Source organism: Sphingorhabdus pulchriflava, from assembly GCF_003367235.1.
Lineage (GTDB): Bacteria > Pseudomonadota > Alphaproteobacteria > Sphingomonadales > Sphingomonadaceae > Sphingorhabdus_B > Sphingorhabdus_B pulchriflava.
On the sequence record NZ_QRGP01000002.1, the window covers coordinates 425,579 to 440,619 of the forward strand.

Sequence of the window (15,041 nt, forward strand, 5' to 3'; positions counted from 1 at the left end):
CGTCCCTACATCTTCACAGCAAGCGTAAGGAATGCTGACCGTCCGGGGGCGATATAGGCGAAGGGGCTGCCCGAACGATAGATCGCATCATAATTGCGCTTGTCGGTCAGGTTGTTGACGTTCACCCGCGCTTCGAGCCATTCGGTCGGCTTGAAACGGGCGACGGCATCCAACCGGACATAGCCGGGCACATGGGCATTGCCTGCAGCCAGGCTGCCGCCGAAAATCTTGCTTTGATAATGCACCTGACCGCCGACCTCGACATGATCGCCCAGCATCACCGTCGCCAGCAAATTGGCGCTGTGCTTCGGGATGTTGGCGAATGGCCGACCGACATTGGCTGCATTTACCGATTCGACGATCGTGGCGTCGGTATAGGTGTAGCCGCCGAACAGTTGCAGTACGTCGAAAAGCGCGCCGTTGACGCCCAGTTCGACGCCGCGTGAGCGCAGCTTGCCAACCAGTTCATAGACATTGCCGCCGATATTCTCGCGCGCATTGGCCTTGGTGATCTGGAAAGCCGCAGCCGTCAGCAGAAGGTTACCGTCCGGGGTTTCCCATTTCACCCCGCCTTCCCATGCACGGTTGCGTTCGGGTGCCAGATTCTGCGTCTGCGCAGCTATGCCGTCATAGGAGATGCCGTTGCCGTCCAGCTGTTCGCCGGACGGGTTTGAGGAGGTGGCGAAGGAGGCATAGAGCGTCAGCAATTCGCTCGGCTTCCAGGTCAGACTGCCCTGATAGTTGGCAAACTGCACATTGTTGCGCAACACAGTTGCGGTGGGCAGGCCGTTGCTTTGGTATCGCAGCGAATAGCCATCGAGGCGGGCGCCAATCGTTGCCCAGATTTGCGGCGTGAATTTTATGGTGTCGATGACATAGGCCGACAGTGATTCGACCGAAACTTTGGTCGGGCCATTCGCCGCATTGGCATAGACCGGGATCGTGTAGCCGAGCACCGGGTCGGGGTTGAGCAAATTGCGGATATAGGTTGTCGGTGTGGAGATGACATTGCCCGCCGAATCCTCGACAAAGGCGTCAATCAGAAGCGGTAGCGTGCTGACTTTTTCCTTCGCATATTCGCCGCCAATCACGAGTATATGTTTGATGCCGCCGGTATCGAAGCGTGCCGTGGCATCGGTGACATTGGCGATATAACGGTTGGTACCGAAACGGCGCTGGCCGCCTGCAGTGATCGTGTAATTGGCCTCTCCCACATCAACGCCGGTCGCGGGGCATGCGCCCGTTGCGGTTCGGGTAAAGCGGCAAACCGACCCGGGGGGGGCAACCAGATAGCGGTTATAGGTTTCGCCCATCCGGGTGACCGAACGGAAGCTTAGATTGTCGATGGGATCGAAATCGATGCGGATCGTTCCGACGTCCGCACCATTTTCGATGAAATCGCGGCCGATCACGCCGTAGAAATTGTCGCGGTCAACCTTGTAGGGCTGCTGCGTTGTCGTATCGAACGGATGGCCGAAATCGGGGATGCCCTGCATGCGGTAGAGATAATAGTCGGTGGTCAGGCTCAACGTATCGGTCGCCTGCCAGAAGGCGGAGATCGCACCGCCATATTTTTCCTGGTTCACATAATCGCGGCCCGGTGTGTCGCTATTCTGGTACAGGCCGTTGACGCGAACAGCCACGCGATCATTGAGCGCGATGTTGATATCGGCGGCACCGCGCCAGTAATTTTCGGTTCCGATTCCGGCTTCGACATGGGTGTAGGTGTCGGTGACCTGCGGGCGTTTGGATTCGAGGCTGACGAGGCCGCCGGTTGTGCCGCGTCCGCCGAAGCTGCCCGATGGGCCCTTCACAATCTCGATCTGCTCGACCGCGAAAATGTCGCGGCTGGTGACGCCGGGGTCGCGCAGGCCGTCGATATAGACGTCGTTGCGCGCTTCGAACCCGCGGATGAAGATGCGGTCGCCAAAGGCATTGCCGCCTTCGCCGGTGCCCAAGGTGACACCGGGGGTCGAGCGCACGACTTCGCGAAAGCTGTTTGCGCCCAGATCCTCAATCACTTCCTTGGGGATGGCGATGACGGTTTTCGGGGTGTCGCGCAGCTCTTCGGTGAATTTGTCATTCTGTGATTTTTCGACCTTATAGGGTGCATTCGGATTGGCATTGGGGTTGGCCGCCTCAATCCGCGAACCCGTCACAATAATCGGCGCACGGCCCGATGCAGCCTCTTCATCCAGCATTTCTGCATGCGCCGCCGCAGGGACGATCGCCGCCGACAGCACCGCGCCCAGCAACGCTCCACGCTCCAGCCGCGCGGGCTTGGCTGGCGGTATCGAATTGGCGCGAACGGACGTTCCGGTTGTGGACACGGACATGACTTCCCCTTTGTTGAGATTGAATTGCAATAGCGACGCAATTGCGAATCATTCGCAATTAGTCAACCCAAAAAGGACCCGAGACTCCCAAAAGGAACAAAACATAGGTCAGGTGTTTCTGGATTGTTGCCGCCAACCCCGCTATGCGCCCCGCCTATGACGACTGCACCATGGGCCAAACGCCGCACCTTTGCGATCATCTCGCACCCTGACGCGGGTAAGACCACGCTGACCGAGAAGCTGCTGCTGCAAGGCGGCGCTATTCACTTGGCTGGCGAGGTCAAGGCCCGCGGTGCCGCCCGGCGCGCCCGTTCGGACTGGATGAAGATCGAACAGCAGCGCGGTATTTCCGTCACAAGTTCGGTGATGACCTTCGAGAAAGATGGCATTGTCTTCAACCTGCTCGACACACCAGGGCACGAAGACTTCTCGGAGGACACCTACCGCACTCTGACCGCTGTCGATTCTGCCATCATGGTAATAGACGCCGCCAAGGGTATCGAGCCGCAGACGCTGAAATTGTTTGAGGTCTGCCGCCTGCGCAGCGTTCCGATCATCACCTTCGTCAACAAGGTCGACCGCGAGGGTCGCCCCTGCTTCGAAATCCTCGACGAGGTTGCCGACAAACTGGCATTGGATGTTTGTCCGATGAGTTGGCCGGTCGGCATGGGTGGCGAGTTTGAAGGCATTTTCGATTTCGCCAGCGGCAGGCTCACCCAGCCCAGCGGCGACAGCAAGGCCTATGAAGGCAAATCCAGCCAGCATAGCGGCATCGACGATCCGTCGCTTGCGGAGAAATTGTCGGCCCAAGGCCTCGCCAAATTCCGCGAGGAGGCCGAACTGGCGCAGGCAGGCTATGCGTCATTCGATCTGGAGGCTTATCGCCATGGTGATTTGACCCCGGTCTATTTCGGCTCGGCGCTGAAAGAATTCGGTATTGAGGAAATGATCGCCGCCATCGCCAGATTCGCACCGCCGCCGCGTCCGCAGCCGAGCGAGGCGGGAACGATTACGCCGGACAATAATGAAGTCACCGGCTTCATCTTCAAGGTGCAGGCCAATATGGACCCGCAGCACCGCGATCGCATCGCTTTCATGCGGTTGTGTTCGGGCACCTTCAAGCGCGGCATGAAGCTGACGCCGTCGGGGCTCGGCAAGCCGGTGGCAATCCACTCGCCCATCCTGTTCTTCGCGCAAGACCGCGAGATTGCCGATACGGCCGAACCCGGCGATATCATCGGTATCCCCAACCATGGCACGCTCCGTGTCGGCGATACGCTCTCCGAAAAGAACAGCGTGCGCTTCACTGGCCTGCCCAATTTTGCGCCGGAAATCCTCCGCCGCGTGGTACTGCGCGACCCCACGAAGACGAAGCAGTTGAGGAAGGCACTAGACGATCTGTCCGAAGAGGGCGTGATCCAGGTGTTTTACCCGGAAATCGGTTCGAACTGGGTGGTCGGCGTGGTTGGCCAGCTTCAGTTAGACGTTCTGATCAGCCGCCTTGAGGCCGAGTATAAGGTGGACGCCTTTCTCGAGCCCGCTCCGTACGACACCGCCCGCTGGCTGAACGGCAGCGATGCCGCGCTAAGGGCCTTTGCCCAATTCAACGCCGGCAACATGGCCAAGGACCGCGATGGCAATCCGGTCTTCATGGCGCGCTCGTCTTGGGATGTTGGCTACCAGCAGGAAAAAAATCCTGACCTGACCTTTAGCGCAACCAAGGAACGCTAGGCCGCAGGCCGAACTTCCACCGGCACCCCTGAAAAAGCAGCGTTGCCCGACAAGGGGTCTAGCGCATCCTCCTCGGTAAGGTCGTTGATGCTGGCACCTGCATGTGCCTGCGCGACCGCCATCGAAACGCCCGGCAGATTATGGCCCCAGCCATGCGGGATCGAAACCGTCCCCGGCATCATGTCATCGGTTACCTCGACCGGCAGCCGGATCGCGCCACTTTTCGATGCCACCTCTGCCAGCGATCCATCGCCCAGATTGCGCGCGCGGGCATCGTCCGGGTGGATCATCAAGGTGCAGCGTTCAGGCCCCTTCACAAGGCGAGGGCTGTTGTGCAGCCAGCTGTTATTTGAACGCACATGCCGCCGCCCGATCAGCCGCAGTCGGTCATCTTTGGCTTGCGCCAGTGTCTCGTGCAGACGTTCGAGATCAGCAATCAGATTGGCAGGGGCGCAATCAATGCGCTTGGTTGGGGTGCGCAGCCTCTCCGGGAAGCGCCCTGCCTGCAACGGCCCGAAGTCCTTGCCGCTTGGCTCAGCCTCCACCTCCGCCAGCGAAATGGCATAGGGCCCCGCCTTGAGCAGATTGTCGAGCGCCTCTCGCGGCGTGGCCCGTTCAATCGGCAAGCCCGAAATCGTTTCGGCCAGCTTGCGGATGATCTGCCAGTCGTGCAGCGTCCCTTCCTCTGCCTCGAACAACGGCCTTGAGAATTTCCCGAAATTGCGGATAGCGATGGGTAGCAGGAACAGCCCATAATGCTCGCGTTCCAGCGGTCCCACCGGTGGCAGGATGTAATGCGCGCGGCGGCTGGTCGCGTTGCGGTACATATCTATCGACACCATCAGCTCCAGGCTTTCGAGCGCCGCATCGAGCCTTCTGCCATTGGGCGTCGACAACACCGGATTGCCTGCGACGACGAACAGCGCCTTGATCTGCCCTTCGCCTGGCGTTTCGATTTCCTCAGCCAGTGTCGCCGCCGGAAATTCGCCCATCACCAGCGGATGGCCAGACACGCGCGAATGACGACGACCGATTGATCCGGGGCCCGCCATTGCGACGGTATCGACCAAAGGTGTCGGGAAGAGCAGCCCGCCCTCGCGGTCCAACTGGCCCGAGGCGATGTTGATGAGTGCGATCAACCAGGCGTTCAATGTGCCAAAGCTCTGTGTGGCCGCGCCGATGCGCCCATAAAGTGCCGCAGGCCCGTTCACCATCCGGTCTGCCAGCCATTTGATGTCGCCAAGCGGAACACCGGTCTGCGCTGCACAAATGGCGCTATCAAAACCCGAAAGCGTATCGGCGACCGCATCCAAATTATCGATATAATCGGGAAGCGCAGGGCGCGCCGGATGCGCCAGCACAGCCTTCAGCAAAGCGACCAGCAGCAGTCCGTCGGTTGCCGGCCGGATGAACAAATGCCGGTCGGCGATCTTCGCAGTCTCGGTCCGCCGCGGATCGATGACCACCAACTGCCCGCCGCGCTTTTGTAATGCCTTTGCCCGGTTGCGGAAATCAGGCACGGTCCAGACGCTGCCATTGGATGCCATGGGATTACCGCCCAGGATGATCATCGTTTCGGTACGGTCGATATCGGGCACGCCCCACAGCCCCGAATGGCCGAAGAGGGCGAGGTTGGCGACCATGTGCGGCATCTGGTCGACAGTGCTGGCAGAATAGATGTTCTTGAGGCCAAGGGCCTTTTTCAGTTCGCCCGAAACCAGCGAATTGGCATAGCTGTGGGCGTTGGGATTGCCGATGTACATTGCCGCGCTCTCGGCATCGCGCGCAAGAATGTCGCGGGTGCGCTCACCAATTTCGATGAAGGCCTGCTCCCAGCCAATTTCCTCCCAGCTATCGCCATTGCGCTTCAATGGCTTACGCAACCGATCCGGGTCATTCTGCAAATCTGCGAGCGCAGTTGCCTTGGGGCAGATATGCCCGCGCGACAGTGCATTGTCGGGATCGCCCTTGATCGAGATTATGTCGCGTCCTTCGGCAGTGACGATGATCCCGCAATTGGCCTCGCAAATGCTGCAGGTGCGGTGGTGGGTAATTGGCATGTTCGACTCTCTCCTCGACGGACAGGCTATAGCGTTTGTATACGGATGCAAGCTTCGGGGCAGCGCTTGACGCCTGCGCCGGCATCCCGCAAATCGCTTTCAAAGGGAGAGAGGCATGACCGACCATATCCTCGTCATCGACGAAGGTACCACGTCCACCCGGGCGATGCTGTTCGCGAAAGACGGCAGCTGCCTAGGCAGTGCGCAGCGGCCGTTGACACAGCATTATCCAGCGCCAGGGCTGGTCGAACATGATGCCGCGGAAATCTGGGGCCTCACCCTCGAATGTGCGCGCGAGATGGTCGCGCAGGCGGGCGGGGCGCACGCCATTGCCGGTATCGGCATTACCAATCAGCGCGAAACTGTGGTCTTTTGGGACAGGCGCACCGGCGAGCCGCTGGCACGCGCGATTGTCTGGCAGGACCGGCGTACCGCGGAGATGTGCGAGGCGCTAAAGGCGGTGGGCCATGAGGCAGACGTGCAGGCGAAGACGGGGCTATTGCTCGATCCCTATTTTTCGGGATCGAAAATCGGCTGGGCGCTCAAAAACTGGCCGCAATTGCAAGAGGCGGGCGAGCATCTCGCGGTCGGGACAATCGAAAGCTATCTGGTCTATCGCCTGACTGGCGGGAAGGCGCATGTTTCGGACGCCAGCAATGCCAGCCGCACCGCGCTGATGGCGATTGGCAGTGGCGATTGGGACGACGGACTGTTGAGTCTGTTCGGCGTTCCGCGCTCGATCTTGCCCCAAATCTGTGACAGCGCAGGCCAATTGGGGATGACCGACGCCAGCCTGTTCGGCGCGCCGATTGCAATCACCGGCATGGCAGGGGACCAGCAGGCGGCACTGATCGGTCAGAGCTGCCTCGAACCCGGCCAGACCAAAGCGACCTTTGGCACGGGTGCATTTGTGCTCACACAGACGGGTCGGACTTTGCCCAAATCGACCAATCGCCTGCTGGCTACGGTGGCGTGGCAGCTTGGTGGGGAACGCCATTATGCACTTGAAGGATCGGTCTTTGTCGCCGGCAGCCTGATCCAATGGCTGCGCGATGATCTGGGACTGATCGATGCCTCGCCTGATACCGAGCCGCTGGCGAGGAGCGTTGAGGATAATGGCGGCGTCTATCTGGTTCCCGCACTTTCGGGCCTTGGTGCGCCGCACTGGCAGCCTTCCGCGCGCGCCGCAATCCACGGTCTGACCTTCGCCGCGAAAAAGGCGCATGTCGCCCGCGCTGCGCTGGAGGCGATGGCGCACCAGACCCACGACCTCAAAACCGCCTTCGCTGCCGATGGCGCCGACTGGGCCGAGCTGCGCGTCGATGGCGGCATGGTGAGTAACGGCTGGATGGTGCAGGATCTGGCGGACATTTTGGCAGTCGAGGTTGAGCGTCCCGATTTCGTCGAGACCACAGCATTAGGCGCGGCGATGCTGGCAGGCGTCGGGGCAGGGCTGTACGGCTCGCTCGCGGAAGCTTCGGTGATGCGCGGGAAAGTTGGGCGGTTCAGCCCTGCAATGGATGGCGCGGCCCGCGATGCAAGGCTCGCCGGATGGAAGGATGCGCTGGGGCGGGTGCTCGCCTGAAACGATTTCGGTAGGGAATGCGCCAATAGCTGTTACCCTTGGTAACCGGTCGTGACTTCACGAATGCCGGATGGCCGGGGGAGGCGCAGATGAATCCGAATAAGGCATTGTGGGAAAAAGGCGATTTCACCCAGATCGCCGATTGCATGCGCGAAAGCGGTAGCGATCTGGTCGACTCACTCGGCATCAATCCGGGAATGCGCGTGCTCGATCTGGGCTGTGGTGACGGTACGACCGCGCTCCCGGCAGCACAAAAGGGTGCGGACGTCACCGGAGTGGATATCGCCGCCAATCTGGTTGCGGCGGGCAATGTGCGCGCGGCAGCGGCTGGCTTGGCCAATCTGAAGTTCGAAGAAGGCGACGCCTCCAATCTGGAGAATATCGCTGACGATGCTTTCGACCTTGTCGTCAGCATTTTCGGTGCAATGTTTGCGCCCCGTCCCTTTGATGTCGCACGCGAAATGGTGCGGGTGACCAAGCCGGGCGGACGGATCGTTATGGGCAACTGGATCCCCGGCGACCCGACGCTGGTTGCACAGGTTCTGAAGATCAGTGCTGCCTATACGCCGCCACCGCCGGAGGGATTTGTCAGTCCGGTGACTTGGGGGCAGGAGGCGCATGTAGTCGAGAGGTTTACAGCTGCAGGTGTTTCACCCGACAATGTCAGCTGTCGCCCTGACACCTACACCTTCCGCTATGATGGCCCGCCTTCAGAGTTTCTGGCGCGGTTCCGCCACTGGTACGGCCCGACGATGAATGCCTTCGAAGCGGCGGCAAAGGAAGGCCGCGCGGATGCGCTGCAGGCAGAGCTCGAAGCCCTGTTCAACGCGCAGAATGCCAGCGGCAATGCGGAGACGACGGTGATCCCGGCCACCTGTTTACGGGTTGAAGTGACTGTACCCTGATAAGGCGTTTGGTTTAACGCCCCATCTTCTTCGCGCGCCGCCGTTGCACACTAGAACCAATCCCCATTGCCTCGCGATATTTGGCGACGGTTCGGCGGGCGATGTCGAAGCCTTTTTCCTTCAGAAGATCGACGAGCGTGTCGTCGGACAGGATATCGTCGGGGGCTTCGGCATCGATCAGCGTCTTGATGGCAGCCTTAACCGCCTCTGCCGATGCACCATCGCCGTCGGCTGAACCAACCCCGCTCGAGAAGAAATATTTGAGGTCGAATAGCCCGCGAGAGCAATGCAGATATTTGTTGCTGGTGACGCGACTGACCGTGGACTCATGCATGTCGATCGCTTCCGCCACTTGCCGCAGCGTCAATGGTTTCAACCGCGAGACGCCTTCGCGGAAAAAGCCGTCCTGCTGCTTCACGATTTCCTGCGCGACCTTCATGATCGTGCGCTGGCGCTGGTCCATCGCCTTGATCAGCCAGTTGGCGTCGGCCAAAGCTTCGTTGAGCCAGTTGTTCGCGGCCTTGTTACTGCCACCGCCGCCCATTTCGGCATAATAGGTCCTGTTGACCAGCAGTCGCGGCAGGTTGGCGCTGTTGAGCTCGATCGCCCAGCCCTTGCCTTGCGCGGTCACGAAAAGGTCCGGAGTCACCGCCATGGCCGCATCGTCGCTGTCAAAACGCAGGCCGGGCTTGGGATCATAGCTGCGCAGCTCGACCAGCATGTCGCGCAAATCTTCATCGTCGACCCGGCAAAGCCGCTTGAGCTGGTCGAAGCTGCCGCGCGCGACCAGATCCAGATTATCAATCAGCCGCGCCATGCAGGGGTCATAACGATCGGCCTCTTTTGCCTGCAGCGCAATACATTCGGCGAGGTCGCGCGCCCCGACGCCGGTGGGATCAAAGGTCTGAAGGACGGCCAGCGCCTCCTCCATTTCAACCATCGGCACTCCCAACCGATAGGCAATACCCATCAGGTCCGCGCCCAGCCAGCCCGATGGTTCGATATGCTCAATCAATTGCTCGACCAGCAGCAATTGCTTCCCTGAACAGCTGGCGCCCGCCTGCTGCATCAGATGTTCACGCAGCGAAATGTCAGGCCCTGCAAAGGCATCGAAGTCGGGACCGTCACCAAAATCGGAGCCGCTCGATGCAACGCCGTTCATCCCCAGCATCCCGTCGGCCCCTGCACCGCCACCCTCGCCGGGTTCGAAGATCTCGGTCGAAAAATCGGTGTCGAGCGCCTCACCCCCGGTGCCGAAATCGCCATCATTCATCAACTGGTCGCTGCCGAGATTTTCGGTTGAAGGAGGTGCCTCGGCGATGTCTAGGGCCTCCGCTTCGCCAGCGCTGTCGCCCGATGCCATTTCGAGCAGCGGATTGCGTTCCAACTCCTCGGCGATGAAGCTTTCAATCTCGAGCGAAGACAGCGCCAGCAGCTTGATTGCCTGCTGCAACTGCGGCGTCATCACCAGCGATTGGGTCTGCCGAAGATCAAGGCGGGGGGCTAAAGCCATATAAGGGTCAGCCGGTCAGGGATGCAGTCAGGCGCGCCACCAGCGCTAACTCACATCTCAAACCCTTCGCCGAGGTAAAGCCTGCGTACATTGGCATCCTTGACCAGATCCTCGGGCGATCCGGCGAACAGCACCTGTCCGCCATAGATGATGCAGGCGCGATCGACGATGTCGAGCGTTTCGCGGACATTATGGTCTGTAATCAGCACGCCGATGCCGCGGTTTTTAAGCTCCTTCACCAGATCGCGAATGTCCGAAATCGAGATCGGATCGATGCCGGCAAAGGGCTCATCAAGCAGCATGATCGACGGGTTCGCTGCTAGCGCGCGTGCAATTTCGCATCGCCGCCTTTCACCACCCGACAAGGCCATTGCGGGCGAACTGCGCAGTCGGGTGAGTCCGAATTCTTCGAGCAATTGCTCTAGCCGGGCTTCGCGTGCCGCCTTGTCAGGCTCCGCCATTTCGAGGACTGCGGTAATGTTTTGCTCGACTGTCATCCCACGGAAAATCGAGGTTTCCTGAGGTAGATAGCCGAGTCCTAAAATAGCGCGCCGATACATGGGTAGCCGGGTGATGTCTTCGCCATCAAGCATGATGCGGCCAGAATCGGGTTTCACCAGACCCATTATCGAATAGAAACAAGTGGTTTTGCCCGCACCATTGGGACCAAGCAGCCCGACCACTTCACCCTTGGCAACAGACAGCGAGACATCGGTCAGCACGGCGCGCTTGTCATAGCTTTTCGCAATCGACACGACAGCAAGGCCGGACTGCATTGCACCTTCGGTCAACGCGCCGGTTATCGGTTCGTCGCTATGGGCACCCGGGCCATTGTCGTGGGTCAATACCATCCGGCGTTCATCCTTTGCCTGCCTGATAGTGAACTTAGTCGCGCCTGCCCGACAATAAAAGGAGGCAATTGCTCCAATTGGCAGGATTTATGCATGGAGCGCGGAAAATGCGCCGAAACGGATCAGTTTTTGCGTTGAGGAACCGTGAATGTTCCCGTGACGCGACCGCCTCTGCTGGTCGTTCCCGGTACCGCAGCCCCTCCGCCCGTAATCGTCGAGCGGCCGGAATTGAGGTCGATGACGATCCGCCCGCCATTCAGCCGGTTGGCCCCTTGGGTCAGCCGCACATTGCCCAGCAGCGTGATCAAACTGCTGTCGAGATCATAAATCGCCGAGTCGCTTGAGGCGCGCAAATCGTCTTTTGTGATGTTCACGCCACCAACAGCATCGAGCCGATTAACGTCTATTCCGTCGTTGCTGCTATAGGCTGCGGTCACGCGTGAAGCTTTCAATGTCAGCCCGGCTTGCGTTGCAGTGACGCCACCGGTCAAGATGACGCGATTGGCCTTGTCCTGCAGTTCGATCGCCCCAGCGTCGAAATCGACCGGGGCCGAGCTGTTATGATTGCGGATCACCTGTGCGGGCGCCGCAACCGAAATCAGGACGCCTGTGACCAGCGCACTTGCGGCCATGATCGGGAAAAAGCCTTTGCTCAACATGCGTGCTACCTAATCTTATTCTGGTCGATGCGCAAATGTGCGCCGCCTTCGAGTCTGACAATCCGTGCATCGACATCAGCCCGGAGCTTTCCGGCGCTGAAGCTGCCTACGTTCATGCTACCATTGACGGGACCGAAACTTTCAATCTGCCGGGTTTTCATGGCAAATTCTACATTGTCAGCAGTCAAACTAAAGCCATCGCTGCCCTTGAACGAAAGCGGGCCGACCACGCGGACACGTTCGGTTTCCATGTCGTAATAGCCCTGTCCGGCGACAAGGCTTGCGGGGCCGCTGGCCATCATCATCTGTGCCGAAAGGTCGTTCAGCTGAATACGGGGTTCAGCACTGCTTTTCTGCACCGCGCTTCCGCCACGCAAAGAAAATGGGCGGCCTTTGCTGTCTTCTCCGCGATATAATGCTTCGGTCAGCCGCATGCGTTCCCTGGCGAGATTCACTTCATCCTTCGCCAATACAAAGCTCATTTCCTGCGTGTTCGAAAAGGGCGCGACGGCCAAAACCGCAAGCAAGGCGCCGATGATGCTCGGCAGGGCGACCCGCAAAATCCGGACAAGGCGATCATGCGCACCCCCGGGAGCGGCAAGATATTGCCGCTTGGTTCGTTCGCGATCTGCCAATTCAGACATAGCCGGTTGTTGCGCCTACAATGTGAACGTCGGGTTAGGCATGCGCAAAAATATCGGTTTCCGGCCAGCCCATCAAATCGAGCCTCGCGCGATGTGGCAGGAAATCAAAGCAGGCCTGGGCAATTGCGGTGCGACCTTCACGTTCCAGCCGACCGACAAATTCAGCGTGCAGACGGTGCAGATAACGTACATCGCTTGCCGCATAATCCTTTTGCGCTTCGCTCAGCACCGGCCCGCCCCAGTCACTCGACTGCTGCTGTTTCGAAATGTCGGTCGCAAGCAACTCCTTCACAAGCTCTTTCAGCCCGTGCCGATCGGTGAAAGTCCGTGTCAATCTCGAGGCAATTTTGGTGCAAAACAACGGAGCGGCCACGACACCTAGATAATGTTCGATTGCGGCTAGGTCGAAACGGGCGAAATGAAACAGCTTCAGCCGTGCAGGATCGCCGATCACCCGTTTCAGATTGGGCGCTTCATAGCTACTGCCAGGGGCGAATCGGACAAGATGTTCATCGCCGCTGCCATCCGATATCTGAACCAGACAAAGCCGATCGCGCAATGTTTGCAGACCCATCGTTTCAGTGTCGATGGCAATCGGCCCTGTGCCGCCAAGGACATTGTCGGGAAGGTCTTCCTCATGAAGAAAAACGGCCATTCGTGCTGCTCGATCCTGCTAGTCTGTGATATGCATTCCGCTGTGCCCGACTGCGCCATTCAAGGCAAGTTCCCTGGCAATTTACGTCCCGCAATATTTGCTATCGCATCGGCGGGCAATGCAGTATAGCTTTTGTGCGGCAGAGCGGTTGGCAATGCGCGGGAAATGCAGGGTATTCGTCCTATCCTGCATGGATCGAAAGAGGCGGGCGACGAGAAAGTATTAATTCGAACATGAGTTTCAATGACAAGCGTCGTGGCCGTGGCCGTGACAAGCGTGATCGTTTTGGCGACGATAATTTCGGCTTTGAGGCCCCTTCATTCCCCGGCGAGTTGCGAGCTGGTGAGCGCTCTGGCGGCGGCTTTGGCGGCCCCCGCGGTGGCGGTGGTGGTGGCTTCGGCGGCGGTGGAGCAGGCGGCGGCGGTGGCTTCCGCGGACCCCCGCGTGGCCCGGCAATGCCCGCTCAGGTGATCGGTTCCGGCAAAGGAATCGTCAAGTTTTTCAACGGTCAAAAGGGTTTTGGTTTCATTCAGGTCGATGATCGTCCTGATGATGTCTTTGTCCATATCAGCTCTGTCGAACAGGCTGGCCTGACCGGATTGGCCGAAGGTCAGCCACTGGAATTCACGCTAGTGGATCGCGGCGGCAAGGTCTCGGCAACCGACCTCGTCATCGACGGTGACCCGATCCCGGTTCCCGAGCGCGCCCCGCGTCCCGAACGCAGCGGTTTCGATCGTGACCGCGGCGGTGACCGTGGTGGCTTCCAGCGTGGCGGCGGTGATCGTGACGCCGGGTTCCAGCGTGGCCCGATGCGCGAATCGACCGGCGAACGCGCCAATGGCACCGTCAAATTCTTCAACGACATGAAGGGATTCGGTTTCATCCAGCGTGACGATGGCGGCGAAGATGTGTTTGTTCACATTTCTGCGCTTGATCGTTCGGGTGTCGGCCAGGTGACCCAGAATGACCGTCTGGCTTTCGACATCGAAGTCGATCGTCGCGGCAAATACTCGGCCACCAATGTAGAGCGTCTCGCCGAATAAGGGTTGGCTTATCGCTGATACGAAAAGGGCCTCTGTCGAGGCCCTTTTTTGTTGGTGCAACCAACCTCTGGTTTTCGTCGAAAACCATAAGGGTGTCGGCCCGATTGGAGTAGTCGTTTGGACAGTTATCGCGTCGGGACCGGCACTTCACCGCTATAGTCATAAAAGCCGCGTTTGGTCTTGCGACCGAGCCAGCCAGCTTCGACATATTTCACCAGCAACGGAGCCGGCCTGTATTTGGAATCACCGGTGGTGTCGTGCAGCACCTTGATGATCTCGAAACAGGTGTCGAGCCCAATGAAATCAGCGAGCGTCAGCGGGCCCATCGGGTGATTGAGGCCAATCTGGCAGGCCATATCGATGTCGCGGATCGACGCGACGCCTTCGCCCAGCGAAAAGCAGGCTTCGTTGAGCATCGGCATCAATATGCGATTGACGATAAAGCCTGGAACATCCTCGGCAAAGACCATCGATTTGCCCAGCGCGTCACCGAACATTTTGACTTTTTCAACGGTCTGTTCCGATGTGGCAAGCCCGCGGATAACCTCGATCAGCCCCATGATGGGCACCGGATTGAAGAAGTGCACGCCAATAAAGCGCGCCGGATCGGGTGAGGACTGCGCCATGCGGGTAATCGGAATGGATGAGGTGTTGGTCGCCAGAACCGCCTGATGGCCTAGAACCTTGCCCACTTCGTCGAAAATCTTGCGCTTGATGTCCTCACGCTCGGTTGCGGCTTCGATCACCAATCCGGCGGACGCCATGGGCTCGTAGCTGGCAACGGGTTCGATGCGCGCAATGATTTGCTCGGCTTCGGCGGCTCCGATCTTTTCGCGTTCAACAAGGCGATGGATCGCCCTTGCAATACCATTCTTGCCCGCCTTCGCACGGTCCAGATCTATGTCGGACAGCATCACATGATAGCCCGCTGCCGCGCTGACCTGTGCAATGCCCGCACCCATCTGACCTGCCCCGATTACTGCAACTGACCGCATGCTGACGACCCTTTCGAATATGTTCGGCGCCCCCCTAGCGCAGCAGGCTGGTTCACGATAGACT

12 protein-coding genes are annotated in these 15,041 nt (G+C 59.5%); 4 read left to right on the forward strand and 8 right to left on the reverse strand.

What is annotated here, in order from left to right; translation table 11 throughout:
* Positions 1–5: 5 nt before the first annotated feature.
* Complete coding sequence (locus DXH95_RS12830; protein WP_147291742.1) at positions 6–2,336, reverse strand: TonB-dependent receptor; 2,331 nt, start codon at positions 2,334–2,336, stop codon at positions 6–8.
* Between the two features lie 156 nt (positions 2,337–2,492).
* Here DXH95_RS12830 and DXH95_RS12835 point away from each other — a divergent pair, with 156 nt between their 5' ends.
* Complete coding sequence (locus DXH95_RS12835; RefSeq protein WP_115549911.1) at positions 2,493–4,067, forward strand: peptide chain release factor 3; 1,575 nt, start codon at positions 2,493–2,495, stop codon at positions 4,065–4,067.
* Here DXH95_RS12835 and DXH95_RS12840 read toward each other — a convergent pair.
* Complete coding sequence (locus DXH95_RS12840) at positions 4,064–6,127, reverse strand: molybdopterin oxidoreductase family protein (protein ID WP_115549912.1); 2,064 nt, start codon at positions 6,125–6,127, stop codon at positions 4,064–4,066. The genes DXH95_RS12835 and DXH95_RS12840 overlap by 4 nt on opposite strands.
* A gap of 115 nt (positions 6,128–6,242) precedes the next feature.
* On the opposite strand from DXH95_RS12840, the gene glpK reads away from it, so the two are divergent.
* Both glpK and DXH95_RS12850 read left to right on the forward strand, forming a co-directional pair.
* Positions 6,243–7,712 carry a glycerol kinase GlpK gene (glpK, locus tag DXH95_RS12845; protein WP_115549913.1) on the forward strand — a complete coding sequence of 490 codons (1,470 nt, stop codon included), beginning with the start codon at positions 6,243–6,245 and terminating at the stop codon, positions 7,710–7,712.
* Positions 7,713–7,801: 89 nt separating this feature from the next.
* Positions 7,802–8,617 carry a class I SAM-dependent methyltransferase gene (locus tag DXH95_RS12850; RefSeq protein ID WP_115549914.1) on the forward strand — a complete coding sequence of 272 codons (816 nt, stop codon included), beginning with the start codon at positions 7,802–7,804 and terminating at the stop codon, positions 8,615–8,617.
* Positions 8,618–8,630: 13 nt separating this feature from the next.
* On the opposite strand, the gene rpoN is transcribed toward DXH95_RS12850, so the two are convergent.
* The 5 genes from rpoN to DXH95_RS12875 form a co-directional block, all read right to left on the reverse strand.
* The gene (gene rpoN / locus DXH95_RS12855; RefSeq protein WP_115549915.1) at positions 8,631–10,130 is read right to left on the reverse strand and encodes an RNA polymerase factor sigma-54; all 1,500 of its coding nucleotides are present in this window, start codon (positions 10,128–10,130) and stop codon (positions 8,631–8,633) included.
* A gap of 50 nt (positions 10,131–10,180) precedes the next feature.
* On the reverse strand, positions 10,181–10,906 hold the full coding sequence (gene lptB / locus DXH95_RS12860; RefSeq protein WP_115550184.1) for an LPS export ABC transporter ATP-binding protein: 726 nt from the start codon (positions 10,904–10,906) through the stop codon (positions 10,181–10,183).
* Positions 10,907–11,103: 197 nt separating this feature from the next.
* Positions 11,104–11,640: an LptA/OstA family protein gene (locus DXH95_RS12865; protein WP_115549916.1), complete on the reverse strand. Its 537-nt coding sequence runs from the start codon at positions 11,638–11,640 to the stop codon at positions 11,104–11,106.
* Positions 11,641–11,645: 5 nt separating this feature from the next.
* A complete protein-coding gene (locus tag DXH95_RS12870) occupies positions 11,646–12,284 on the reverse strand; it encodes an LPS export ABC transporter periplasmic protein LptC (protein ID WP_115549917.1) in 639 nt (212 codons plus the stop codon).
* Between the two features lie 34 nt (positions 12,285–12,318).
* Positions 12,319–12,939, reverse strand: a complete 621-nt coding sequence (locus tag DXH95_RS12875) for a ribonuclease D (RefSeq protein WP_115549918.1) — start codon at positions 12,937–12,939, stop codon at positions 12,319–12,321.
* Positions 12,940–13,172: 233 nt separating this feature from the next.
* Here DXH95_RS12875 and DXH95_RS16315 point away from each other — a divergent pair, with 233 nt between their 5' ends.
* Positions 13,173–13,982 (forward strand): cold-shock protein, encoded by an 810-nt coding sequence (locus DXH95_RS16315; RefSeq protein WP_115549919.1) that lies wholly within the window; start codon positions 13,173–13,175, stop codon positions 13,980–13,982.
* A 125-nt stretch (positions 13,983–14,107) separates the two neighbouring features.
* Here DXH95_RS16315 and DXH95_RS12885 read toward each other — a convergent pair whose 3' ends face one another.
* Positions 14,108–14,977, reverse strand: coding sequence for a 3-hydroxyacyl-CoA dehydrogenase NAD-binding domain-containing protein (locus DXH95_RS12885; RefSeq protein ID WP_115549920.1), 870 nt, complete (start codon positions 14,975–14,977; stop codon positions 14,108–14,110).
* Positions 14,978–15,041: the final 64 nt, after the last annotated feature.